Consider the following 25,324-nt stretch of genomic DNA (forward strand, 5'->3'; position numbering starts at 1 on the left):
ATGCAACGTTATCAACGACAAATGCAGTTACCGGAAATCGGTGAACAAGGGCAGCGACGACTGCAACATGCCAAGCTTCTGGTGGTCGGTGCGGGGGGACTCAGTGCTACGCTCCTTCCACAATTAGTGGGAGCCGGTATCGGTCAGATTCGACTTTACGATGCTGACCGGGTTGCGCTGCATAATCTGCATCGGCAAACGCTCTTTAGGCAGCAAGATATCGGAAAAGCCAAAGCGCTCTGCGCACAAGCCCATTTAAGCCAATGCAATAGCGACGTGCTGATAGAGCCTGAAGTGACGCATATTACGGCCAGCACCGTCCGCCATGCTCTGCGTGATTGCGATATCGTCGTTGATGCGGCAGATAATTTTGCCACCACATATTTACTGTCTGACACCTGCGTAACCCACGGTTTACCGCTAATCAGTGCTTCAGCCCTTGGAACTCAGGGATATGTGGGCGGATTTTGTGGCGGTGCACCGAGTTATAAAGCGTTGTTTCCACAATTACCCGATATGGCAGGAAATTGTCAAAGTACCGGCGTGATGGGCCCGGTAGTGGCCTGTTTGGCGGCAATTCAGGCGCAAATGGTATTGAGTTGTGTGTTACAGAACACCCCCTCTCCGTTAGGGTCACTGGTGAGGTGTAACTTTAGCAATTGGCAGTTTAGCCAGTTTCGCTTTGATTCCGCCGCTGAACCGATCGAGAAAACGCTACACTTTATCGATCGAGCGCAATTGGTACAAACCGATCTGATCGTCGAGTTGCGGGATCGCACACAAGCCCCGACCAGTGTTACTGATACGGTGGTTCGCATGTCGCTACAGGGGCTTGAGCAGTGGACGATACCTGCTTATCAACGCTTAGTCTTGGTTTGTCATACAGGATTACGGGCCGCACGTGCCGAGCAGTTATTACGGCTACGTGGGCTGGATAATATTGTATTACTTGCGGCGGGAGAGGCGTAATGTTCGGCTTTGATTAAGTGAATATTTCTTGGCAATCGCAGCCTTTGTTGCGTGATTTTTTACTCGACTTCTCAGAGGAAAAAACGACGGCGCTCTGAGGCGCCAGTAGTATAGGTAAAAGTAGTCTACAACAACGTTTAGCCGGTTTACTCCCCTGTACAGCAGGATAAACTCTACCCTTGGCTCTCTGTGTGGGATAACGTATTTCTCCCGTCGACTCTTAGGGTACTGTAAGCAGAGCGAAAAGAGTAACGGACGAGAGGCACGGGTGAGTGAATTAAGGCGCTGGAATATTGAGTTTTTCTAAGAGCAGCCGCGTACAATTGTCACGCTGCTGGGCTTGCTGTTGCTGATCAGGGGTGAGGCGATCCCAAGCATCTTGAATATGTTTCCCAAGCATCGGTGAGAAGTGGCGTTTTTTCAGGGCATAATCTTGGTTATTGTTTTCAATTGTCTGTTGCATCCTAGCTTGGATTTGCTGATCAGAGCCGGTGGGTTGCAAACAATAGAGAGAGACATAATAGGCTTTATCTTGATCACTAAAGTGTGGCATCAGCCACCATACTGCCGTACATAAAATAATCACTGCTGGAATAATAACTTTTAGCTTTACCATGACACTTTCCAAAAATCTTTCATTGTGGTTGTAATGATAAAGAGGGTACGCGAATTAATCTATATCGCTAGATGTACAGACGTCTAAATGTCTAATATACTCAATTAAAATTAGACATGTTGAGGTGGATGCGGTGAAAAAATTTTTAGTCTCTTCTTTTTTGGCTGTCTGTGCATTAGGCCTAGTGGGGTGTAAACAGGAAGATGCGCATACTATTAAAGTCGCCATCAACTCTGGGCCTGACCAAGCAGTGTGGGACACGGTGAAACAAGTTGCTAAAGATAAATATCAGCTAAATGTTGAGGTCGTTAGCTTTAATGATTACGTTCAGCCCAACGAAGCCTTGGCGAACAAAGATGTGGATGCCAACGCTTTCCAAAGCGTGCCGTATCTTGAGATGCAAGCCAAAGAACGTGGCTATAAATTCGCTATTTTAGGGAAGAGTTTTATTTTCCCAATCGCCGCCTACTCATCGAAAATTAAGGATTTAAATCAATTACCTAATGGGGCGACGGTCACTATTTCTAATGAAGCCACCACCTTGGGCCGTAGTTTATTGTTACTGCAGTCACAAGGCTTGATCACGGTCGACCCTAGCAAAGGCTTACTTCCAACGGTATTAGATATCAACGCTAACCCTAAAAATTTGCAGTTTGTATTAGTTGATACGCCACAACTTACGCGTTCTTTGGACGATCCGAAGGTGTGGTTATCGGTGATTAATAATAACTTTGCTTCGCAAGCCGGTTTATCGGCAGCGCGTGATGGATTATTTATGGAAGGTAAAGCCTCGCCTTATCTTAATGTCTTAGTGGTGCGTGAAGGCGATAAAGATGAGACGAAATTACAGCAGCTTAAGCAGGCTTTCCAATCTCCTGAGGTCGAAGCGAAAGCGAAAGCGGTCTATCACGGAGATGTGATACGCGCTTGGTAACCCCCTGTGAGTCTACAACCCATGCTGAGCATGGGTTTTTTTTTGCCAAGAGTTAGTCACCCTATCGAAAGTAGAAAGCCAATAGCCACCAAGGTATAGAATCCGGCACAGAATAGAGTGATTAAACGATGATAACGCACCAAAATCTGTTGCGCCCGTGAGGTGGAGAAACAGAAGGCATAGAGGCTAAAAATGGTCATCCCGATCAGGGCACAGAGGATGACCAGTAGGACAGTCGCCCAAGGTGTTGAGTGTGGTGAGAGACCGATACTCGTCACGGTTAGCCAAGTTAAGATCGCTTTAGGATTGGTGAGATGCAGGCTGACCCCTTGCCAGTAGTAACGGAAATCTTTATGGTCAGCTCGTGACACCTTAGTGGTTGGACGGAGGGGGACGGCGAGGGACTTTATCGCTTTATAGGCGAGCCAAAAAAGATACACAGCCCCGAGAAATTTTAAGGCTAATAAGAAACGCGGTTCGGAAAGCAGCAGCGTTGAGACGCCCAAGGCGGTCATGACCCCCCAACATAGCGATCCGGTTATTACCCCTGCAGCGAGGATAAAACCGGCTTGACGCCCCTGGGACATGGCTAAGTTAGCAATCGAAAGATTTGCTGGACCGGGCGTTAACGTACCTAGACTGTAGACCAATAGTGCAGGCGTGATTAAAGACCATTCAACCATATACGTCCCCCTGATTATCGTTGAGTAATAAAGCTGAATTATGATTTACGTCCGCGCTATTTTTGATCATTTTCGCTCTCGACAGGCTGGCTTACCGCTCGGTTATAGTCAATACCGCTGAATGTTAGCTATAGTAGAGCGACGAGACTAATCAGAAATATTGAGGAATATATGAGTCAGATTACTACGCAAACAGTTCGCTACCAAGCAGGCGAGACGGCATTGGCCGGAACCTTAGTTTTCCCCAGCGAGACAGCTCATCCTTTGCCTGGTTTGGTGATGGCACCAAACTGGTTCGGCGTCACCGATGATGCCGCTAAACTGGCCAAAAAAGTCGCGGAGCAAGGATATGTTGTGCTGCTTGCCGATCTCTACGGGGAAACGGCTCGACCCACAAATCCTGACGAAGCAGGTGCTGCGATGATGGCAGTAAAAAATACGCCAGATGAAGTGGGACGGATGAACGCAGCGATTGATACGTTAAAAAGTCAGACATCGGTTGCGGTAGACGCGCAAAAAATTTCTGCTTTTGGTTTCTGCTTTGGTGGACACTGTGCTTTGGAATTAGCGCGCAGCGGCGCTGATATCCGCGCGGCGGTCTCTTTCCACGGTGGATTAGATACCTGTGGTGCCTACGACTCTACCCAAATTAAGGCAGCCATTCTGGTGCTTGATGGGGCTAAAGATCCTCTGGTACCGCGTGAACAACTCGTAGCCTTCGTCAACGAAATGACGGCGGTTAATGTCGATTGGCAATTAGTGAGTTACCACGATGCAGTACACTCTTTTACCGATGAAACGGCTAATAACCCAGGGGTTGCCGAATACCATCCCCAAGTGACCGAGCGTGCATTTGCCAGCCTGTTTGAATTACTTAAACGCGTAAATTAATTTATGTGCTTCCTTAGCCAGCCGTTCTGCGCTGGCTAAAGCTAAATTTCTGCTTAGATAAGTATTTATCCTTATTTTTCATCTTTCCTTAAATCCGGTTAACTGATTTCGGTGAAAGGCATTATGCCTTCGTGATTTCTTGTACGAATAGGGAGTGGAAGATGAAGCAACCCACGCGTATCACGCGCACCTTATTGCCTTGGCTTGTGCCTACATTGTTGCTGATTGCTTGGCAATTAGGATCTGCCAGCGGCTGGATTTCTGATCGCGTATTACCTGCTCCCATCCACATCATTACCGCCGCTTGGACGTTAATGAAAAGTGGTGAGTTATGGAGTAATTTATCGATCAGTACTTGGCGTGCGGTGGTCGGTTTTGCTATTGGTGCCAGTGCTGGACTGATTATGGGGTTAATTACCGGTTTATCCCGTATCGGTGAACTGTTATTGGATAGCACTCTACAGATGCTACGCAATATTCCGCATTTAGCACTGATCCCGCTGGTCATTTTATGGTTTGGCATTGATGAGCGAGCCAAAATTTTCCTCGTCGCCTTAGGGACCTTCTTTCCGCTTTATCTTAATACTGCCCACGGTATTCGCCATATTGATAAGCAGTTAATTGAGATGTCACGCAGTTATGGACTTCGCGGTGTGGCACTTTTTTGGCAGGTGATCTTACCCGGGGCGATGCCCTCAATTTTGGTTGGGGTGAGATTTTCATTAGGGCTGATGTGGCTAACGTTAATCGTGGCGGAAACCATCTCGGCTAACGCTGGAATAGGGTATTTGGCGATGAATGCCCGCGAGTTTTTACAAACCGATATTGTCGTCTTCGCCATTCTTCTCTATGCCTTACTCGGTAAACTCTCGGATTTACTGACGGTGGCGTTGGAAAAACGCTTACTACGCTGGCACATTCAATGGCGTAAAGAGGAACTCCCAATATGAAAAATATTCGTCTGATTACTCCCACAACGGCCTTGGCCTTGCAGTTGAATGCGATCAGTAAATATTTTAGTCAGCAGCCGGTATTAGATGCCCTAGATCTCACGATCCCTTCCGGGCAGTTTATTGCAGTCGTGGGGCGGAGCGGTTGTGGAAAAAGCACCTTACTACGGCTATTGGCGGGGTTAGAAAGTTCAACTGGCGGCGATCTTGCCGCCAATCATCAGCCTCTAGCAAAGTCTGCATCGGCTATCCGCTTAATGTTTCAAGAGCCACGTTTATTACCGTGGAAGACGGTGATTGAGAATGTCGGGTTAGGGTTGTCGGGACAATGGCGTGAAGAGGCGAAAGCGGTTTTAGCTGCCGTCGGATTGTCTGATAAGGCTAACCAGTGGCCAGAAACGCTTTCTGGTGGGCAAAAACAGCGGGTGGCGTTAGCTCGAGCGTTAATCCACCGTCCAGGATTATTGTTACTTGATGAACCCTTGGGGGCGCTAGATGCCCTGACGCGCTTAGAGATGCAGCAACTGCTGATTGAGCTTTGGCAGACTTGGAAATTTACGGTGGTACTGGTGACACACGATGTGAGTGAAGCGGTGACCACTGCCCAACGTGTCGTGATGCTAGATAAAGGTAAGGTCAATCTAGATGTCGATGTTGGAGTGCCTTATCCACGCTCAAGCACACAAGCGAATGTGGCCACCCTTGAACGGCAGATTTTGGCGGCGATAATGCAACCTGATCAGCCTGTGATCGCCCCGACCCGCCACGCGATATAAGTCAGAACAGATTAAGGTAATGATTGATGAATAACATAACGCACTCCCCAGATTTCTTTTGGTTTTTACCCACTCATGGCGACGGACATTATCTTGGGACCCAGCAAGGGGGGCGTACGGTCGACCTCCCTTATTTACAACAAATCGCGCTAGCTGCCGATAACTTGGGTTACAGTGGCGTATTGATCCCAACAGGAAAAAGCTGTGAGGACTCTTGGTTAGTGGCGGCAGCGTTAGCGCCATTAACCCGGAAATTAAAATTTCTTGTTGCCGTTCGTCCGGGCTTACAACCCCCATCATTGGCGGCACGAATGACCAGTACCTTGGATCGACTCTCCCAAGGTCGTTTATTGATTAATGTGGTGACCGGTGGGGACCCAGAGGAGAATAAGGGAGATGGGATTTTTTTAAGTCACGATCAACGTTACCAAGTGACCCGCGAATTTTTACATGTCTATCGCCGTTTACTTGCAGGTGAAAAAGTCAGTTATCAGGGCGAGCAACTACGTGTTGAGAACGCGGAACTGCTCTTTCCAAGCCATCAAGACCAAGGCCCTCCTATTTATTTTGGCGGTTCTTCGGAGTCTGCTGTCGAGGTTGCCGCAGAGCATGTCGACACCTATTTAACCTGGGGAGAACCGCCGGAACAGGTAGCAGAGAAAGTCGAAAAAGTTCGTGCTAAAGCGGCGGAAAATGGGCGTGACGTCGAGTTTGGTATTCGGCTACATGTGATTGTCCGCGATACCGAGCAAGAAGCTTGGCATGCGGCAGAACAACTGATTGCCCATTTGGATGATGAAACGATAGCCCGCGCGCAGGCGATATTCTCGCGGATGGACTCTACTGGCCAAGCAAGAATGCGAGAATTACATGGTGGTTCACGGGATAATTTAGAGATTTCCCCTAACTTATGGGCAGGGATTGGGTTAGTACGGGGCGGAGCAGGGACGGCGTTAGTGGGTAATCCACAACAAGTCGCTGCTCGGATCCGCGAGTACCAAGCGATAGGCATTACTAAATTTATTCTGTCAGGTTATCCACATTTAGAGGAGGCTTGGTCGTTTGCAGAACGAGTAATGCCTCTATTTTCGACAGCCGAAGCGACTCATCGTCATGGCCCGCACGGCGAAACCATTGGTAATACCGAGTTACCGCGCCAAGTCAGCGCCAGTTAAGCTGATAAAGCCCTAAAGTAAACGCCGCTCAGCATTTCCTGCTTGAGCGGCGTTTTTTATTCATCAAAGAGTGAAAGCAATACGTTAGTGACTGGCGTCTTGTGACCACGTTGCTCGGTTGACCTGTACTTGGCCGGGAATAAGATGAATTTTACTGAAAGCATCAGCAAGCGTCTGTTGTTGCGCAAATACGTCGGGTGTCATGCGTTTGGTGGTGTAGTCAAGCCGGGCTAACGTCGTATGCCAGTAATCAATATTCAAACCTGTTGCAGCGGACAGCAGTTTTGCCGTCTCTTCCTTATGGCTATTTGCCCATTGGCCACTCTCTTTTAAGGTATTCACCACCTCTAACGCCAGCTTAGGAGAACCCTCCGCAAATTTACGGCTAGATAGGAAGAAAGAGTAGTGTGGCACTAATCCTTCGGCGGTGGTGAGAGTACGGGCATGAGTGACTTGGCTCACTTCTGCATAGTAAGGGTCCCAGATCGCCCATGCATCGACAGCTCCTTTTTGAAATGCTGCACGCGCATCAGCAGGGGGTAAATAGACGGGTTGAATATCCTTATAACTCAGCCCGGCATGTTGTAATGCCGCAACCAACAAGTAGTTGACATCGGATCCTTTATTTAGCGCAACACGTTTTCCTTTTAGATCCGCAACACTATGGATGGCTGAATTTGCCGGTACAACAATCGCTTCATTTTTAGGGTTTGCCACTGAATGCGCTAAATAAATTAAATCTGCTTTAGCTGCTTGCGCGAATATCGGGGGGGCATCGCCGGTAGCACCAATATCAACACTACCAATATTTAACCCTTCCAATAATTGTGGCCCAGCAGGAAACTCTACCCAGCGCACTTTTACACCTTGTGAGGAAAATTTTTTTTCGAGGGTATTTTGAGATTTTATAATAGTGAAGAGACTGGCTTTTTGATAACCAATAGTCACCACTGATTGTTCAGCTGAGCTAATGGTCGGGGCCATCAGTAAGCTACTCACTACGAGGCTTAAAGTATAAATCTTTTTCATCAGTACTCCGGCTATGCGCGTGGGAAAGACTGATATCTATAGCAATTTTACTGCAGCAGGGTAACTATGAAAAAAGACAAAGGATATCTATTAATGTGATTAGCCGCTAACCGTTGGCGTACAGGGCGATTAGCGGTAAGTGTATTATTTTACAGCAGTATTATCGGCAATCTCTTTTAACTTACCGTAAATATTAAAGGAGAGAATAATCAGTTCACAGGAAATACGTACGCCAATCACCCCGAAAATCAGGGTGCAGAACCCAGAAAACAATCCGCCAATAACACTTCCCCCTAAAGATAGGCTGGTAATCATTGCGGCTAAGCCACCGAGTACGACACCAATAATCCCTAGCCAATAAATGATGGTAATAATTTTAGGGGTAATCATTTGGTCGAAATTTAATAATGATTTAAGCATTCTCTTCTCTCCATGATATAAAACATAAACTTAACTTTTATTTAATAAGTCGGCAATGAAAAAGAGAAGAGTGTGAGCAAAGCTCTTATTATCCTGAATAGCGTATTCTACTCAGACGAGGAGTTTATTGATGATGGCATACTGTAATAGCATAATCGTTTTCGCATCGTTGATTTCCCCCCTTTGCATCATTTCGACGGCTTGTTGAAAAGGGAGTTCTAGCACTTCGATATCTTCGCCTTCTTCATATACCCCCCCGCCAGAGTGAATACAGTCTTTATGAGAATATTCGGCGATAAAGAAATGGAGTTTTTCGGTAACGGCCCCGGGACTCATCCATGCATCAAATACTTTGGTCACCTGCTGGATACGATAACCTGTCTCTTCCTCTATTTCCGCACGGATCCTAGTGATCGGATCTTCTCCCTCCAGCAGTCCTGCCGCGGTTTCGATCAGTAAGCCGGACTCACCTTGGATCTTTAGCGGCAAGCGAAACTGGCGAGTCAAAATAATTGTTTGCTGAGCGCGGTGATACAGGAAGACGGTCACACCATCACCCTTATCATAGACTTCACGACAGTAGGTCTGACGGCTTCCATCTGCCCGCTGATAATCAACCGTATATTTTTTCAGTGAATACCAATCATCGGAAAGGGTGTGTTCGTTAATAATGGATACTGAACGGGGGGATCTAGACATGGTGCCTCCTTGGTCGAGAAAAAAAGGTAACTCTTCAAGGAAAGTCTGGCAAGAGGAGAATCTCCGTATCCAATGGTGTCGGATACGGAGAGTAAACTTAGAAGCTTAAATTGGCGCTAATACCACCGACTAATGCATTTTTAACACCGCTCTCGGCACCTGGTGCGACAACGTATTGCAGGTTAGGACGGACTTGTAGCCAGTTGGTTGCGTGAATATTGTAATAGACTTCATAGTCATACTCGGAACCATGCTGAATAGGGATCCAAGCTGGGTTGCTATCGTAATAAGCACCGTTAGAACGGTTTTCACGACGTTGCATCGTTGAATAGCTTGAGTTGATGTGGATACGTGATGCACCAATACCAATCTCATCTTCTGGACGTGCATCGGCTAACCCTTTCCATACTAGCGTCAGCGATTGGTAATTATCAATTTTCGCTGTCTTATGGTCGTTCATCACCGCTTGAGCCGTTAAGGTTAAGCCGCGATCGCTACCGCCCGGTTGCGCAAAAAGTTGTTGTTGAGCCAGTAAATAACCACCGTAGGCATGAGTTGTATCGGTATTACCATTACGCCATGAGCCATAGACTTGGTCACGTACAGAAGAATAATAGCCACCTAAACGGTAGTTACCTTTTAAGTTATCTGGACCAAAGGTTGGATGCCAAACAACTTCTGCTGGGACTAAGTTCCCTTCCGTTTGACTGACTTCAAAACGGAAACCATCGCCACGGTCATAGTTGTAAGGTGTTTGGTTATAGAAACCGACTTGGAAGAAAACGTCAGGAGTGATGTTGATGGCAACACGTCCTCCCCATTGAGACACTGGCCAGTTGTACCAGTGGTCACCGCGCCAGTTACCTGCCTGACCGCCACCAAAGGCTAAGTTTTGGAACTTACTGTCGATGGTGTCAAAGTCTTCGCCCACGGTGACGCGACCCGCTTTAACATCCACTAAGTTGTCAAAGAAATGTTTACGTAACCAAAATTGAGTTAAACGCCAAGTCTGCCCACGTCCATAGACTTCTTGGACTGAGGAGAGCGTACCATTACGGCTGATAGCATCGTCAGATAAGTTACGGCCATTACGGTCAGTAATGGTCATTTGGAACTCGGTGTCGTTCCAACCTAATAGTTTTTCAAGATCTAAATCAACACCAAAAGCCCATTGGTCGGAATAGCGCATGGTGGTTGAGGAACGGTAGCCGCCTGCTAAGTTTGCAGCACTTTCCATGGTGTAGTTAACCTGGAAATCGACGCCTTCTTCTTTTAATTGGCTGCGCGTTCCGTTCCAGTCACCGAGCATCCAAGCGGAGTCATAACTAAAAGGTTCTGCCGCCTGCGCAGCCGGTAACGCGCTCGCGCAACTCACCGCGACTAATGACAGTGCAAAGAAAGAAGGTGTACGTAAGAAAAATTTATTTTTTATTTTCATTATTTTTGTCCCGAAAAAAGGTGTTAACGCTCAGAAGAGGTTACCGCAGAATAACGTGTAAATTAGTGCCAATTTTATTAAATATTTGTACTTTTAGACCTCGATCACGAAAAGCGCGACTTCACCAGCAAGTGAGTATTGGTGCACTCCTTAGGCTGGATTAGTGGAGAAAATAAGTCTCAAAAAGCGGGGGCAGAGCATACGCCTTTTTTGATATTTGAGAAACATATTTTTAACATTTATGCGAGGGATAAGGAGTATTTATGTGATCTATTCGGTATTAATCATCTGAAAAGGCTATTTTTGAACCAAAAAAGCGCTTTCCCACTCATAAAAATTGGGGTACATTTTCCCTTGTAGGGTACAGAGGTAAGATGTTCTATCTTTAAGACCTTTTACTTCACGTAATCGGATTAGGCTAGAAATTAGCCGCCCCAGCGATCTCGTTTATCGCTGGGGCGTTTTTTCGTTTAGGAGAGGGGAAAAGGGGATTATTCCTCAGCAGCGTCCTGCTGTTCGCTGTATTCTGTAAACCATTCATCTAGCTTATGGCTTAGCTTATCAATACCCATCTTTTTTAATGATGAGAAGAGTTCAACTTGCACATTCCCCATAAAGGCTAGGCTAGCTTCTCGCACCATCGCTAACTGTTTTTTACGTGCGCCAGAGGCCAGTTTGTCAGCTTTAGTCAGTAGAACTAAAACAGGAATTTCGCTAGCGATCGCCCAAGTGACCATTTGTTGATCGAGCTCTTTCATTGGGTGACGAATATCCATCAATACTACGAGTCCTTTGAGGGCTTGACGAACTTCTAAATACTCACCCAGCGATTTTTGCCATTTTCGTTTAACTTCTTCTGGTACCTCGGCATAACCATAACCGGGTAAATCCACTAAGCGAATACCGTCTGCTACTTGAAATAGGTTGATGAGTTGCGTACGTCCCGGCGTCTTACTGGTCCGTGCAAGACTTTTTTGTTGGGTTAAGGCATTCAACGCACTCGACTTTCCGGCATTAGAGCGGCCTGCAAAGGCGACTTCCGCACCCGTATCGTCCGGTAGATGACGAACGTCCGGGGCACTAGTTACAAAATGAGTGACGTGATAATTCCAGCTCGGCACAGCAAACTCCACATAATTTTAGCAGCATAAACCGCGAGTATACCTACCTTTTGCCTAGATTTCGCGCATTGTTATGTAATAGCCGTGCACGCGGGCGTATCGTGGAATTTTAGGTCTTAGGACAGAGAGTTGCCTCTTTATAGTAAAGACTGGCTATTGGGAGTCTATATTCGGTAAAAATCAATAAAAATCAAACGGATGATTAAATAGTGAAATTTATCGTTAATATTGCCTTGCACTATTGGGTTCTTGAACTACAGTTTAGCCGCTAATGGAAGGCTTTGAGGAACGTTGTTCAGGGATCGGGATGCGAACATCAACGTAAGGGATATACGAAAAAAGGACGAAAGGGCGGTAACCTTAGTGTTACCGCTTTTTTATTGTCCAAGTTTCTGCTAGATTCGCGCCCAGAACCTATCGAAGTAATCCTCCTTGAGACTGACAATATGAAGCAACCTTCCAGACCGACCAAAAGCAAGTCTACGGAACGTCGTAAAACACGCGCCGAACTGAATCTTGAAGGCCGAGACCGCAAACGCAAAAGTAAGCTTAAAGGCAATGTAGCCGGTAATCGTAGCCATCCTAAAGCAACTCAGCAACAAGGCAACGCAGCGCCGAAGAAGAGTGACCCACGTATCGGGAGCAAGACGCCTGTTCCTCTGGTCGCCGAAGGTAAAGTGGCCGCTGTACCGGTGACTAACGTTCACGCCGAACCAGAGAAAATGACCCGCCAACAAGAATTACGGATGTTGGAAAATGATCCGCGTTTAGACCAGTTACTGGACCGCTTAGAAGCAGGTGATACCCTGAGCGGCGAAGACCAAACCTGGCTCGAAGCGCGTTTGGACCGAATTGAAGAATTAATGGTGTTGCTGGGTATTGATATTGATAATGAAGAGAAAGACGACGAAGCGGAAGAAGACATGTACCGCTTGTTGAAAGGACAGTGAGTAGGAATGACAGGGAGCTGGCTCCCTGTCATTCAGCAGAAGGATTAATTGATAATGCATTGGCTTGGATCAATTCCTGCCGGATTATTCGCCTGTTATCTATTCTGGATAGTCAGTAAACTTTTACGCTTGTCGCACAGAAAGTCTGTGCTGCACCGACGTTTATTTTCTCGCAATCGGCGAGTTAAGCGCGGCGGTAAAGCCAAGGTAAGAGGTAAGCATGCTGCTGCAAGACGTCGAATGGGATCAGGCACTGATTGAAAAATATAACTCTTCTAGCCCACGCTATACTTCTTATCCAACCGCTTTAGAATTTACGTCGCACTTTACTGAAGAGGATTTCCGTGTCGCGGCATATCGCTATCCGACGCGCCCACTTTCCCTCTATCTCCATATCCCTTTTTGCCATCAGCTTTGTTATTTTTGTGGCTGCAACAAAGTCGTCACGCGTCATCCTGAGAAAGCTGAACGGTATTTGCAGCAGTTAATCGCAGAAATTCGCCAACGTGCCACGCTATTCACGCAGCGTACGCTTACGCAGATCCATTTTGGCGGAGGCACGCCGACCTTTCTCAGTGATGCGCAATTGGCTGAGTTAATGCAAGTCGTACGTGATGCTTTCAGCGTTGAGGCATTAGCCGAGATCTCCCTTGAGCTGGACCCACGTCAATTTCCGGTCGAACGGTTGGTGGCCTTACGTCGTATTGGTTTTAATCGCCTGAGTATGGGGGTGCAAGATTTCAATCCCGTGGTTCAACGACGAGTGAATCGCGAGCAAGATGAGGCACAGATTGTACAACTGATTTCTACAATGAAGACGCTGGGTTTCACCTCAACAAACATCGATTTAATTTATGGGTTACCACAGCAGACGGCGGAAAGCTTTGGACATACTATTGATAGGGTGTTGGCATTACGCCCGGATAGGATGAGTGTCTTTAATTATGCGCATATGCCTGAACTCTTCGCCGCACAGCGGAAAATTAAGTCGCAGGAGCTCCCCACTGCGGCGCAAAAGCTGACGATACTGCAACAGACGATCGATCAGTTGCAGGCTGGCGGCTATCAGTTTATCGGAATGGATCACTTTGCTCTTCCAGAAGATGAACTTGCACGAGCTCAGCGTGCTGGCACATTACAGAGAAACTTTCAGGGGTATACCACTCAACGTGAGACTGATTTATTAGGCGTAGGGGTATCGGCAATTAGTATGGTGGGCGATACCTATAGTCAGAATGAGAAAACGCTGAATGACTGGTCGACACGTCTTGCAGAAAGCGGTAGCGCGTTATGCCGAGGGATAAGCCTGAGTGCCGAGGATATGCTCCGTCGTGATCTCATCAAAGCTTTAATGTGTCAATTTTCGCTTGATATTCGCCAAGTTGAATCGCGAATTCAGCAACCCTTTACGCACTATTTCGCAGAAGAATTACGCTTATTAAGCCCCATGATTGAGGATGGATTATTAACTCTCACGTCAGAACGTTTACAAGTCACGGCAAGAGGTCGGTTATTAGTGCGTCATCTCTGTTTGTGTTTCGATCACTATTCCCGTCAGCGCTTGCAACAGCAAGCCTTTTCACGTGTGATCTAAGCGTGCTCAAAAGGGTTGAGCACGCTTAAACCTTACTCCATCCCTAACTCTTTCAGTTTACGGGTGAGAGTATTACGTCCCCAACCCAGTAGCCGTGCGGCTTCTTGTTTGTGGCCTCGAGTGTGTTGTAGGGCCGTGGTCAACAGTACACGTTCCATCTCGGGCTGAGCCTCAGATAGTAGATCCTGATGCCCAGAACGCAGTGCGCGTTGCGCCCATTGCGCCAGTAATCCTGACCAACTTTCAGGGATCGATGGGGTAGCGGTATTTTCGTTCGGTACGGTGTTATCAAAAAGCTCTGGCGGTAAATCTTGTAATAACACTTCTTGACCCGCTGCCATCACGGTTAACCAGCGACAGGTATTCTCTAATTGTCGGACGTTACCTGGCCAAGCCATATGGGTGAGCGCATTAATCGTGTCATTATGTAGGACTTTTGTTTCCACTCCTAGCTCGCGTGCTGCCGTTTGCAAGAAGTAGTTTGCTAAGCGAGGAATGTCCTCACGGCGTTCACGTAGCGGCGGTAAATGGATGCGAATCACATTCAGCCGATGGAACAGGTCTTCACGAAACTTACCTTCTTGAACCCGTAGCTCAAGATTTTGGTGAGTCGCCGCGATAATCCGCACATCCACTTTCACGGGCGCGTAGCCGCCGACGCGATAGAATTGCCCATCCGCCAGAACTCTTAACAGTCGAGTCTGTACGTCTAACGGCATGTCACCAATTTCATCTAGAAATAGCGTGCCGCCGTCCGCTTGCTCAAAGCGACCTTGTCGTACTTGCCCTGCGCCGGTAAACGCGCCTTTTTCATGGCCGAATAATTCCGATTCGATCAAATCCTTGGGTATTGCGGCCATGTTCAGGGCAATAAAGGGGGCCTTTACGCGCGGACTATGGCGATGTAACGCATGGGCCACCAACTCTTTACCTGTACCCGATTCACCGTTAATCAGGACACTGATAGAAGAGCGGGAAAGCCGACCAATAATACGGAAGACATCCTGCATAGCAGGTGCCTCACCAATAATATCGGTTGTCGGGCCATCTTTTTGTTGATGGCGCGGTTGTTGTTGTTCTTGGTAATGGCTGATCGCCCGTTCCGTTAGGGCCACCGCCTCATCAATATCAAAAGGTTTAGGTAGGTAATCAAAGGCACCTTGTTGATAAGCGCTGACTGCCGCATCGAGATCGGAATGGGCGGTCATAATAATGACTGGCAGCATGGGATGGCGTTTTTTGATTTGTTTTAATAGCCCTAATCCATCCATACCCGGCATACGAATATCGGATAATAAGACATCCGGTGTTTTGGTTGCTAAAGCATCCAATACGTCGTGACTGCTTTCAAAGGCTGTACACGCCAATCCGGCTCCAGTCAGTGCGCGTTCAAGCACCCAGCGGATGGAACTATCGTCATCGACGATCCAAACTATCCCTTGTTGCATAGAAACCTCACTGGCGAATAGGGAGAAAAATTGAAAATTCAGTATGGCCTGGCCAACTTTTGAACTCGATCTTACCGGCGTGTTGGTCAATCAAGCTGCGTGCGATCGAGAGCCCTAACCCGGTGCCATTTTCACGCCCACTGACCATTGGGTAAAATAGGGTGTCGTGCAGATGAGTGGGTATCCCCGGCCCATCATCTTCAATATCGATTTGCGCGACTAAGCGGTAGCGGGTGCCATGGAGCGTGAGCTGAAAGGCGGTACGGGTACGCAGGGTAATGGTGCCTCCCTCGCGACCTAATGCTTGTAACGCATTACTCACCATATTCAGTAAAACTTGTTCGATTTGGTCGGGGTCATGCTGTAGCTCAGGAAGACTCGGATCGTAGTCACGCACTAAGGTGACATTTTCGGGTAATTCCATCGACACGAGCTTAACCACGCGTTCAGCAACTTGGTGGATATTTTGCATGACATGCATGCCTGGTTGCTGAGGGCCTAATAAGCGGTCAACGAGATTACGCAGACGGTCAGCCTGTTCGATAATCACGTTGGTATATTCTTTTAACGCTGGGTCAGGAAGGGCTTTAGAAAGCAGTTGTGCCGCACCACGTAAGCCACCCAATGGATTTTTAATTTCGTGGGCTAGACCGCGAACCAGATCACGCGCAGCGATTTGTTGTGCATGCTGCAGCTGCTCTTGACTTAATCGACGCTGATTATCCATTGGCGCCATCTCAAGTAGGATCTGTTGGTCGGGTAAAGGCTGTGCCGTCAGTGCCAGTGTATGAGCTCGACCATCTACCACCAGAGTGACTTCGCTATCAGTGAAGCCTTGTCCAACGCTGAGGCTTTCATGCATCACTTCAACATTCAGGGAGAAATACCCCGTGAGTTCTGGAAGGGGGGTACCAAAAAGTTTACGTGAACTCTGAGCGAGTAATTGCTGCGCCGCCGGATTGGCATAATGAATCACTAATTCATGGTCGACGACGAGCACACAATTGATCAATGAATTAAGGATCTGCACGGCATCTGAGGCGGTATTGCTAAGCATTACATCTCTCCAGAATGGGGTGACCCGCAGGTAAGGCTACTGAGAAAAAAGCCCATCCGAAGATGGGCTAAGACTTCACGGCAACACACTACAAACGAAAATTAGACGCTGTAGTAAAGTTCAAATTCAACCGGGTGTGGAGTCATACGAACGCGATCGTTATCAGCTTTACGTAATTCGATGTAAGCATCGATAGCTTCGTCGGTAAATACGCCGCCACGGGTCAGGAACTCGCGGTCTTCGTTCAGGGCATTCAGCGCTTCTTCGAGTGAACCTGCTACTTTTGGAATCTCTGCATCTTCTTCCGGAGGCAGATCATAGAGGTTTTTGTCCATTGCATCGCCAGGGTGGATTTTATTGATCACACCGTCTAGGCCAGCCATCAGCAGCGCAGCAAAGGCTAAGTATGGGTTGGCCGCTGGATCAGGGAAACGCGCTTCGATACGACGTGCTTTCGGGCTAGCAACCACTGGAATACGGATTGAGGCAGAACGGTTACGGGCAGAGTAAGCCAGCATTACCGGTGCTTCGTAACCTGGGACCAAACGCTTATAAGAGTTGGTGGTTGGGTTGGTTAAAGCGTTAAGCGCTTTCGCATGCTTGATGATACCGCCGATATAATATAATGCGATGTCAGACAGGCCGCCGTATTTATCGCCAGCAAACAGGTTGTTACCATCTTTAGATAAAGACATGTGGCAGTGCATACCTGAACCGTTATCACCAAACATTGGTTTTGGCATAAAGGTCGCAGTTTTACCGTAAACGTGTGCAACGTTGTGCACCACATACTTATAAATTTGGATTTCGTCTGCTTTCTTCACCATGGTGTTAAAGCGTGTTGCCACTTCGTTTTGACCTGCGGTCGCCACTTCATGGTGGTGTGCTTCAACGACTAAGCCCATTTGTTCCATGGTTAGACACATGGCTGAACGGATATCTTGTGCAGAATCGACCGGTGGAACGGGGAAGTAGCCGCCTTTTAGACCTGGACGGTGGCCTTTGTTGCCGCCTTCGTACACTTTACCGGTGTTCCATGCCGCTTCAATGTCGTCAATGGCGACATGTGAGCCAGAGGTGGAGGAACCGAAACGAATGTCGTCAAATAAGAAGAATTCTGGTTCTGGTCCAAACAGGACGGTATCAGCGATACCTGAGGTGCGTAAGAAGTCTTCCGCACGTTTAGCAATAGAACGCGGGTCACGATCGTAGCCTTGCAGGGTGCCTGGCTCAAGAATATCACAACGGATAATTAGCGTTGGATCTTCGAAAAACGGGTCGAGCACTGCGGTAGTCAAATCGGGCATCAGCACCATGTCTGATTCATTAATCCCTTTCCAACCACCGATGGATGAGCCATCGAACATTTTACCTTCTTCAAAGAAGTCTTCATTCACCTGGTGTGCAGGGATGGTAACGTGTTGTTCTTTACCTTTACTGTCTGTAAAGCGCAGATCAACAAACTTGACTTCATGTTCGTTCATCAACGAGAGAACGTGTTCAACGGACATATCTACTCTCCTGAAAGCTCTATTATCGTAGGGGGATATGGGAAGCATTATGCTTACGAGGGCTTAACCCTTTGACCCGAAATCCGGCAAGCGCCTAAAAACGTTTTTTAGCTATCGTTTTCGCTTATTATGCTTAAAGCGAAAAGCGTGCCAACTTTTCTAAAACACCGAAAACCCCCAGCAGAGACGAGTTGGGCCCAACTTTACCGCTGTCGTAATATGGGGCATTGCACCAATAAAAAGCAATTGCGTCAATATCAATGATCTATATTGGTGCGTTATGGGTAAAGAGTAGCCATGTTGCACTGAAATTGCACAAAAAAAGTCATCAAACCGTGGTGATAAAAAAAAACTGCATAAAGTGGCTGTGAATCGTGTGATCGTGTTCAGTCTTTCGCCTAATCCGTGTACAATAGCGCGCTATTTCTAATGCCTGAGGCAAAGCTGTGATCGAAAAATTGCGTAATATCGCCATCATCGCGCACGTTGACCATGGAAAAACCACCCTAGTCGACAAACTTTTACAACAGTCCGGTACCTTTGACGAGCGTACTGAAGCGACTGAGCGTGTGATGGACTCCAACGACCTGGAGAAAGAGCGTGGAATTACTATCCTCGCAAAAAACACCGCTATTAAGTGGAATGATTACCGTATCAACATCGTTGATACCCCGGGACACGCCGACTTCGGTGGTGAAGTTGAACGTGTTATGTCTATGGTCGATTCAGTACTGTTAGTCGTTGATGCGATTGATGGTCCTATGCCACAGACCCGTTTCGTAACTAAGAAAGCGTTTGCTCACGGGTTAAAGCCAATTGTTGTGATCAACAAAATTGACCGTCCGGGCGCACGTCCTGATTGGGTTGTTGACCAAGTTTTCGATCTGTTCGTCAACTTAGACGCAACGGATGAACAATTAGATTTTCCAATCATCTACGCTTCAGCAATCCAAGGGATTGCCGGCGATGATCATGCAGACATGGCTGAAGATATGACGCCACTGTATGAAGCGATCGTGAAACACGTACCAGTACCAAATGTTGACCAAGATGGCGCGCTGCAAATGCAGATTTCGCAACTTGATTACAACAACTATTTAGGTGTTATCGGTATCGGCCGTATCAAACGCGGTAAAATCAAACCTAACCAACAGGTTACGGTGATTGATAGCGAAGGTAAAACGCGTAACGGTAAAGTCGGTAAAGTGTTGGGCCATTTAGGTCTAGAGCGTATCGAATCTGATTTAGCTGAAGCGGGTGATATCATTGCTATCACTGGTTTAGGTGAACTGAACATCTCTGACACGATTTGTGATACTCAGAAAGTTGAAGCACTCCCTGCGCTAAGCGTTGATGAGCCAACCGTAACCATGTTCTTCTGTGTTAACACCTCTCCATTCTGTGGTAAAGAAGGTAAGTACGTGACTTCACGTCAAATTCTTGACCGCCTGAAGAAAGAGCTGGTACATAACGTTGCTTTACGCGTTGAAGAAACTGAAGATGCTGATGCTTTCCGTGTATCAGGACGTGGTGAACTTCACCTGTCTGTACTGATCGAAAACATGCGTCGTGAAGGCTTCGAGATGGCAGTATCTCGTCCTAAAGTTATCTTCCGTCAAGTTGATGGACGTAAACAAGAGCCATTCGAAAACGTTACCCTAGACATCGAAGAACAACACCAAGGTTCTGTGATGCAAGCTATGGGTGAGCGTAAAGGCGACATGAAAAATATGGATCCAGATGGTAAAGGACGCGTACGTTTAGACTACGTTATTCCTAGCCGTGGATTAATCGGTTTCCGTAACGAATTCATGACCATGACTTCAGGTACAGGTTTACTGTACTCAACCTTCAGCCACTACGACGATGTCCGTCCAGGTGAAGTCGGCCAACGTCAAAATGGTGTGTTGATTTCTAACGGTCAAGGTAAAGCCGTCGCATTTGCTCTGTACAGCCTGCAAGACCGCGGTAAGTTATTCTTAGGTCACGGTGCGGAAGTGTATGAAGGCCAAATCATTGGTATTCACTCACGTTCAAATGACCTGACAGTTAACTGCTTAACCGGTAAGAAACTGACTAACATGCGTGCATCAGGTACTGATGAAGCGACGACACTGGTTCCAGCTATCAAAATGAGTCTTGAGCAAGCGCTTGAGTTCATCGATGATGATGAATTAGTAGAAGTGACGCCAGTCTCTGTACGTATCCGTAAGCGTCATTTAACTGAAAATGACCGTAAGCGTGCATCGCGTGGTGGTAAAGAGTCTTAATCCTCAATTTCTGAGCATTAAGCTAAACCTGGACCAGACTTTTCTGGTTCAGGTTTTTTTTTGCCTTACCTATATATAGACTGCTTATCGCTGTGCGCAAAAGTCGATCAATTTTCCAAAATCTCGATTGATAGAATGAGAAGGTCGGCCTTATAGTGTAGATAAGTAGAACTTACGGGAGAGATATCATGCTGTATATTTTCGATTTAGGAAACGTTCTCGTTAATCTCGACTTTACCCGTGCTTTAGGGGTCTGGAGTAATCTTAGTGGTACTCCGCTTGCTCATGTTCAGCAACACTTCCAATTAGGACCGCTAGTCGAGCGCCACGAAAGGGGGAGAGATAGAGGATGAACAATTTGCTGCGGCGCTGTGTGACGAGTTAGAAGTCAACCTCAGTTACCCGCAATTTGTAAGTGGTTGGCAGGCAATTTTTACGGGTGTGAATCAAGCCGTACTCACGTTAATTCAGCAGCTGCGTGCGGATGGGCATCGAGTGGTACTTTTATCGAATACCAATCAAATTCATACCGAATTTTTGGCACAGCAGTACCCTGAGCTATTGGCAGTAGTCGATCAAAGCTATTTTTCTCATCGTATCGGGCTACGTAAACCGGATACGGCTATTTTTCACCATGTGCTGGCTGAAGAGGGCGTTGCGCCTGAGCAGGCCTTTTTTGTTGATGATCTCTTAGAAAATATTGAGGCTGCAGCACAGCTGGGAATTAACACTCACCTTTACCAAGATGTTGAAAGTCTGGAAACGGCAATTCAAGGTACCAGTAATTTTTCGTAGGGAAACTCATTATTTATGCGGATTAAATTAAGGACACGTTCGTTTCTTCGCTGGCTAGGCGTACTGTGGCGACGGATTAACGATGATAACATGACGGTACAGGCGGGAAATCTAACCTTTGTTTCATTATTAGGGTTAGTACCATTCGTGACGGTAATTTTCGCTATTTTTTCTGCGTTTCCTGTATTTAACGATATCAGTGGTGAGATCCGACATTTTATTTTCCGAAACTTTGTTCCCACTACAGGCAATGTCATCGAAGAATATATTAATCGTTTTGTCGTCAATGTTCACCGGATGACGGTGTTCGGGGCGATTGGCCTTATTTTTACTTCGCTACTATTGATGTTCTCCATCGATAGTGCGTTAAACAGTATTTGGCGCAGTTCCCGTAAACGGCCCCTTGTTTTCTCATTTGCTGTGTATTGGATGATCTTAACACTCGGTCCCTTACTTGCGGGGGCGAGCATTGCGCTGAGCTCCTATTTGCTCTCCCCTCAATGGCTTAATATGCCGGGGATCAGTGAAATCATTCAGTTAGTACTACGTAGTTTCCCTCTACTTCTGTCATGGCTCGCCTTCTGGCTCCTCTTTAGCGTCGTGCCAACCTGTAATGTGGCAGGTAAGGATGCACTGATTGGTGCTTTAGTGGCAGGGGTATTATTCGAAATCGGTAAAAAAGTTTTCACGTTGTATGTCACGATGTTTCCCGCTTACCAGCTTATCTACGGCGTACTTGCGGTTATCCCAATGCTTTTTCTCTGGGTCTATTGGACTTGGTGTATTGTGTTGTTGGGGGCAGAAATTACCGTATCGCTAGAGCATTACCGTAAACTTCGTCGTCAGCGTCAACAAGAGGCGGATATTTCATGATTGCATTAATTCAGCGCGTTTCAGCGGCTCAGGTAAGTGTCGAGAATAAGGTGGTCGGGACTATTGGCAGTGGATTACTGGTTCTCCTGGGTGTCGAAAAAGGTGATGATACGGCTACGGCACGTAAATTAGCCGAGAAAGTGATTAATTACCGAGTTTTTAGCGACGAGTTAGGAAAAATGAACCTTAATGTGCAGCAGGCCGCAGGAGAGCTGCTGGTTGTGTCGCAATTTACCCTAGCTGCCGACACCCAGAAAGGGATGCGTCCTTCGTTTTCCAAGGGGGCATCGCCCGACGTGGCACGCGAGCTGTATCACTTTTTTAGCGACTGCTGCCGAGAACTCGGCGTAAAAACTGAAAATGGGCAGTTTGCCGCAGAGATGCAAGTGACCTTGACCAATGATGGCCCGGTAACATTCTGGCTACAGTGTTGAGGCGGAGGTCAGAGATGTATCAATTACGGGTTCCCGAAACCGCTAGTGACCTCGCCGATTATTTTCAGTTTCGTTGGCAGATGTTACGTAAACCGTTAAATCAGCCACCTGGTTCAGAGCAGGATGCGTGGGATACCACGGCACATCATCAAATGCTGGTCGATGATGACGGTAAGGTGGTGGGTGTTGGACGGCTTTCAATCAGTGGTGATAATGAAGCCTCTATTCGTTTTCTTGCGGTATCCCCCGAGTTACGCGGTAAAGGATTGGGGCGATTATTGATAATGACTTTAGAGTCTGTCGCGCGACAAGAAGGGGTTAAGCGAGTGACCTGTAGTGCGCGGGAAGATGCCGTCGAATTTTTTGCTCAACTTGGTTATATCAACCAAGGTCGGTTTACCACTTCGCAAACCCCCCGTATTCGTCATTTTTTGATGATAAAACCGATGGCATCAATGGATGATATTCTCCATCGGGCCGATTGGTGCGAGCAGTTACAACAAGCCTGGTACCAGCATATCCCCTTAAGTGAAAAAATGGGGGTTCGTATTCAGCAATATACCGGCCAGAAGTTTATGACCACGATGCCAGAAACCGGCAATCAAAACCCTCACCATACTCTATTTGCTGGCAGCCAATTCTCTTTGGCGACATTAACCGGGTGGGGTCTGATCTGGTTGCTCCTCAGAGAGCGAAAATTGGGTGGCACCATTGTATTAGCGGATGCCCATATTCGATATAGCCAACCGTTACAAGGGCGGCCAACAGCCAGTGCTGACTTGGGATCGTTAAAAGGTGATTTAGACCGTCTTGCCTGTGGTCGTAAGGCTAGAGTGAGTTTAGATGTGACCTTGAGCGATGAGCATCATCAAGGGGCAGTGTTCCAAGGCGTCTATTTAGTGCTGCCCGCGCAAGCTGAAAAGCCGCTGGAAGAGGGCGGCTCGGCCCCCCATTAACGCACTAAATCGGGAGAGCAGCCCTTCTTTTCACCCTCACCCTCACTCAGGCGCGACCTGCTGCGTAAAGGTGGGGGTGTTAAACACTCCTTTCAACGAAGACGGCGAGGCCGTTATTGAGGGGAGATTGCCATTAAGGATTAGGCTAAAGTTTCCTTTCCCTGACAGGGGATGTGGCCAAAACCAACGAGAGAAGGCCGTGTAAGGCACTTTTTCACCCCGTAGCGATAGCGAAAAAGGGCGAGTCGATGACTGGGTGATCGCGAGGTCACCGATCACGGGTCCACCCTCCACCAATCCTTTGATATCCTGTAAGGCCAGTCTTTCATTGTTTGCGTTAAGTTTGAACCAGAGTGCGCCAATATCTTGGCGATTAAAGGTTGCTGCCGCGGCATAGTACTCCGCATTACCTCCCCAAAGCCCCCATTGGCGCTGTTGAGCGATCTGTAGCTGATTACCGGTAATGTGCGTTGCGGTCATCTGGAATGGATAGTCTGGGTTAATATCGATCAGCAGGCCATTCTCCACACTCAGGTTGTTAAGAGTGATTGAGCGGATAAAGGCAGGGAGTTGCGCCTGTAGAAACTGACGCCAATCACTGGGAAGGGTATAGCGAATATCACTAAAACTCAGCTTATCTAGCGTGATATCACCAGTTTTTCCTTGCCACAGACCTTGTGCAGAGACGGTCCCTTTCGCCCAGCCCGAATTAAATTGATCCAGAGAAATATTGCCGTCGCCAGCGGTTAGCCTAAGGTGAGGTTGAGACCATTGATCCGTACCCACGATGACGCTCTCTGCGTTTAACGCTAAGCGGCCTGCGAACGCTGCGGTATTTGTGAGGTCTTGGCCGTTGGCAGACAAGTCGTTTACGACCCAATCCGGCCCCACAATACTGAGATGGTTGATGGTCAGATCCTGAACTGTCACCTCTGGCAGAGAATTGACACCAAAGATTTCAGTCAACCGCTTATCGGTTTGAAAGCGAATATTATCAAGTTGAAGAGAAGGGATTTGCCACTGACCTTCCGACGATCGCGAAAGTTTTCCTGTAAAGGTACCGCGTTCGACTGCACCTGATAAATACGCAATATTCAGCCGTTGATGGTCTTTATTACCCTGGGCAACCAGTTTATCGAACTGCCGATGAGCGACATGGACCTCTTCAGCTGAAAAATTGAAGGTGAATGTCTTGCCTAATACCGCTTGTTGACTTGGTTGCCAAGGTGATAACACGCCATTGATCTGCTTCGCAGAGAGGCTGTCGGTCGGGTACGGATTTAATAATTTAACCGCCTGAAGCTCTAAACGGTCGGCGCTAATGGGGAGTGTCGCTTCAGGGGTTAAATTACTCAGTACCAAAGTGCCTTGTTCGACAGTAATCTGTGAAAAATGCCCAGGACTCATAAGCTGGCGAGCGGTGAGGGATAACGAAAGTTTACCGGCAATAAGTAGCGCAGGCTGGCCATCTTCGCCAAAGGTGACCTTATCGATTTGGAATGTTAAGGGATGCGACCAATCATGCGTAAGACGTTCGATCGATAAATGATAGGGCGTTGTATCACTGATCCATCGACAGGCTGCGGCGATTCCCCAATGGCTACGTAAAATGGCATAACCGAGACTCACTAGGGCGAGGAAGAGTAACACTATAGAGAGAAGTAATTTAAGGAGTAACTTCATCGATGTTTCCTAATTATGAGCGAACTGACGGTTATGCCTTAAAATCAAAGTT

Annotated in this window: 23 protein-coding genes and 2 pseudogenes; 14 read left to right on the forward strand and 11 right to left on the reverse strand. The window is 47.4% G+C overall.

The annotated features are described in order from the left end of the window. Positions 1 to 969 carry a HesA/MoeB/ThiF family protein gene (locus HH682_RS08875; RefSeq protein WP_214237214.1) on the forward strand — a complete coding sequence of 323 codons (969 nt, stop codon included), beginning with the start codon at positions 1 to 3 and terminating at the stop codon, positions 967 to 969. 277 nt (positions 970 to 1,246) lie between these two features. On the opposite strand, the gene HH682_RS08880 is transcribed toward HH682_RS08875, so the two are convergent. Next, positions 1,247 to 1,585 carry a hypothetical protein gene (locus tag HH682_RS08880; protein WP_214237215.1) on the reverse strand — a complete coding sequence of 113 codons (339 nt, stop codon included), beginning with the start codon at positions 1,583 to 1,585 and terminating at the stop codon, positions 1,247 to 1,249. Between the two features lie 160 nt (positions 1,586 to 1,745). Here HH682_RS08880 and HH682_RS08885 point away from each other — a divergent pair, with 160 nt between their 5' ends. Further along, positions 1,746 to 2,519: a MetQ/NlpA family ABC transporter substrate-binding protein gene (locus HH682_RS08885; RefSeq protein ID WP_250318640.1), complete on the forward strand. Its 774-nt coding sequence runs from the start codon at positions 1,746 to 1,748 to the stop codon at positions 2,517 to 2,519. A gap of 56 nt (positions 2,520 to 2,575) precedes the next feature. On the opposite strand, the gene HH682_RS08890 is transcribed toward HH682_RS08885, so the two are convergent. Beyond that, positions 2,576 to 3,202 carry a LysE family translocator gene (locus HH682_RS08890; protein WP_214237217.1) on the reverse strand — a complete coding sequence of 209 codons (627 nt, stop codon included), beginning with the start codon at positions 3,200 to 3,202 and terminating at the stop codon, positions 2,576 to 2,578. 171 nt (positions 3,203 to 3,373) lie between these two features. On the opposite strand from HH682_RS08890, the gene HH682_RS08895 reads away from it, so the two are divergent. The 4 genes from HH682_RS08895 (at position 3,374) to ssuD (ending at position 6,994) form a co-directional block, all read left to right on the forward strand. Beyond that, positions 3,374 to 4,093, forward strand: coding sequence for a dienelactone hydrolase family protein (locus HH682_RS08895; protein WP_214237218.1), 720 nt, complete (start codon positions 3,374 to 3,376; stop codon positions 4,091 to 4,093). A gap of 161 nt (positions 4,094 to 4,254) precedes the next feature. Beyond that, complete coding sequence (gene ssuC / locus HH682_RS08900; protein ID WP_214237219.1) at positions 4,255 to 5,043, forward strand: aliphatic sulfonate ABC transporter permease SsuC; 789 nt, start codon at positions 4,255 to 4,257, stop codon at positions 5,041 to 5,043. Continuing rightward, entirely contained in the window at positions 5,040 to 5,819 is a 780-nt protein-coding gene (locus tag HH682_RS08905) for an ATP-binding cassette domain-containing protein (protein WP_214237220.1), read from the forward strand. The genes ssuC and HH682_RS08905 overlap by 4 nt, the downstream gene beginning before the upstream one ends. Before the next feature lie 26 nt (positions 5,820 to 5,845). Beyond that, complete coding sequence (ssuD, locus tag HH682_RS08910) at positions 5,846 to 6,994, forward strand: FMNH2-dependent alkanesulfonate monooxygenase (protein ID WP_214237221.1); 1,149 nt, start codon at positions 5,846 to 5,848, stop codon at positions 6,992 to 6,994. Positions 6,995 to 7,078: 84 nt separating this feature from the next. Here the strand turns inward: ssuD and HH682_RS08915 are convergent, their stop codons facing one another. From HH682_RS08915 to HH682_RS08930, 4 genes are all read right to left on the reverse strand, one after another. Beyond that, positions 7,079 to 8,023, reverse strand: a complete 945-nt coding sequence (locus tag HH682_RS08915) for a sulfonate ABC transporter substrate-binding protein (protein WP_214237222.1) — start codon at positions 8,021 to 8,023, stop codon at positions 7,079 to 7,081. A 144-nt stretch (positions 8,024 to 8,167) separates the two neighbouring features. Beyond that, positions 8,168 to 8,443 carry a DUF4282 domain-containing protein gene (locus HH682_RS08920; RefSeq protein ID WP_214237223.1) on the reverse strand — a complete coding sequence of 92 codons (276 nt, stop codon included), beginning with the start codon at positions 8,441 to 8,443 and terminating at the stop codon, positions 8,168 to 8,170. A 111-nt stretch (positions 8,444 to 8,554) separates the two neighbouring features. Next, a complete protein-coding gene (locus tag HH682_RS08925; protein ID WP_214237224.1) occupies positions 8,555 to 9,142 on the reverse strand; it encodes an NUDIX hydrolase in 588 nt (195 codons plus the stop codon). A 97-nt stretch (positions 9,143 to 9,239) separates the two neighbouring features. Beyond that, complete coding sequence (locus HH682_RS08930; RefSeq protein ID WP_214237225.1) at positions 9,240 to 10,580, reverse strand: carbohydrate porin; 1,341 nt, start codon at positions 10,578 to 10,580, stop codon at positions 9,240 to 9,242. 374 nt (positions 10,581 to 10,954) lie between these two features. Here HH682_RS08930 and spfP point away from each other — a divergent pair. Next, positions 10,955 to 11,002: pseudogene (spfP, locus tag HH682_RS16210) on the forward strand (small protein SpfP). Positions 11,003 to 11,071: 69 nt separating this feature from the next. Here spfP and yihA read toward each other — a convergent pair. Then, a complete protein-coding gene (yihA, locus tag HH682_RS08935) occupies positions 11,072 to 11,701 on the reverse strand; it encodes a ribosome biogenesis GTP-binding protein YihA/YsxC (RefSeq protein WP_214237226.1) in 630 nt (209 codons plus the stop codon). A gap of 446 nt (positions 11,702 to 12,147) precedes the next feature. Between yihA and yihI the strand changes: the two genes are divergently transcribed. After that, positions 12,148 to 12,651, forward strand: a complete 504-nt coding sequence (yihI, locus tag HH682_RS08940; RefSeq protein WP_214237227.1) for a Der GTPase-activating protein YihI — start codon at positions 12,148 to 12,150, stop codon at positions 12,649 to 12,651. A gap of 220 nt (positions 12,652 to 12,871) precedes the next feature. Continuing rightward, on the forward strand, positions 12,872 to 14,245 hold the full coding sequence (hemN, locus tag HH682_RS08945; protein WP_214237228.1) for an oxygen-independent coproporphyrinogen III oxidase: 1,374 nt from the start codon (positions 12,872 to 12,874) through the stop codon (positions 14,243 to 14,245). 32 nt (positions 14,246 to 14,277) lie between these two features. Here hemN and glnG read toward each other — a convergent pair whose 3' ends face one another. The 3 genes from glnG to glnA form a co-directional block, all read right to left on the reverse strand. Then, complete coding sequence (glnG, locus tag HH682_RS08950) at positions 14,278 to 15,693, reverse strand: nitrogen regulation protein NR(I) (RefSeq protein ID WP_214237229.1); 1,416 nt, start codon at positions 15,691 to 15,693, stop codon at positions 14,278 to 14,280. A 7-nt stretch (positions 15,694 to 15,700) separates the two neighbouring features. Next, on the reverse strand, positions 15,701 to 16,750 hold the full coding sequence (glnL, locus tag HH682_RS08955) for a nitrogen regulation protein NR(II) (RefSeq protein ID WP_214237230.1): 1,050 nt from the start codon (positions 16,748 to 16,750) through the stop codon (positions 15,701 to 15,703). 101 nt (positions 16,751 to 16,851) lie between these two features. Next, a complete protein-coding gene (gene glnA, locus HH682_RS08960) occupies positions 16,852 to 18,261 on the reverse strand; it encodes a glutamate--ammonia ligase (RefSeq protein WP_214237231.1) in 1,410 nt (469 codons plus the stop codon). 446 nt (positions 18,262 to 18,707) lie between these two features. On the opposite strand from glnA, the gene typA reads away from it, so the two are divergent. From typA to fabY, 5 genes and pseudogenes are all read left to right on the forward strand, one after another. Next, positions 18,708 to 20,531, forward strand: a complete 1,824-nt coding sequence (typA, locus tag HH682_RS08965; protein ID WP_214237232.1) for a ribosome-dependent GTPase TypA — start codon at positions 18,708 to 18,710, stop codon at positions 20,529 to 20,531. Between the two features lie 188 nt (positions 20,532 to 20,719). Beyond that, a pseudogene (locus tag HH682_RS16120) lies at positions 20,720 to 21,326 on the forward strand (HAD-IA family hydrolase). A 15-nt stretch (positions 21,327 to 21,341) separates the two neighbouring features. Then, the gene (locus tag HH682_RS08975; protein ID WP_214237233.1) at positions 21,342 to 22,199 is read left to right on the forward strand and encodes a virulence factor BrkB family protein; all 858 of its coding nucleotides are present in this window, start codon (positions 21,342 to 21,344) and stop codon (positions 22,197 to 22,199) included. Further along, complete coding sequence (gene dtd / locus HH682_RS08980; protein WP_214237234.1) at positions 22,196 to 22,633, forward strand: D-aminoacyl-tRNA deacylase; 438 nt, start codon at positions 22,196 to 22,198, stop codon at positions 22,631 to 22,633. Before HH682_RS08975 ends, dtd begins: the two co-directional genes overlap by 4 nt. Positions 22,634 to 22,647: 14 nt before the next feature. After that, the gene (gene fabY / locus HH682_RS08985) at positions 22,648 to 23,589 is read left to right on the forward strand and encodes a fatty acid biosynthesis protein FabY (protein ID WP_214237235.1); all 942 of its coding nucleotides are present in this window, start codon (positions 22,648 to 22,650) and stop codon (positions 23,587 to 23,589) included. A gap of 42 nt (positions 23,590 to 23,631) precedes the next feature. Here the strand turns inward: fabY and HH682_RS08990 are convergent, their stop codons facing one another. Then, the gene (locus tag HH682_RS08990; RefSeq protein ID WP_214237236.1) at positions 23,632 to 25,272 is read right to left on the reverse strand and encodes an AsmA family protein; all 1,641 of its coding nucleotides are present in this window, start codon (positions 25,270 to 25,272) and stop codon (positions 23,632 to 23,634) included. Positions 25,273 to 25,324: the final 52 nt, after the last annotated feature.

This window comes from Rosenbergiella gaditana, from assembly GCF_018494065.1.
GTDB lineage: Bacteria > Pseudomonadota > Gammaproteobacteria > Enterobacterales > Enterobacteriaceae > Rosenbergiella > Rosenbergiella gaditana.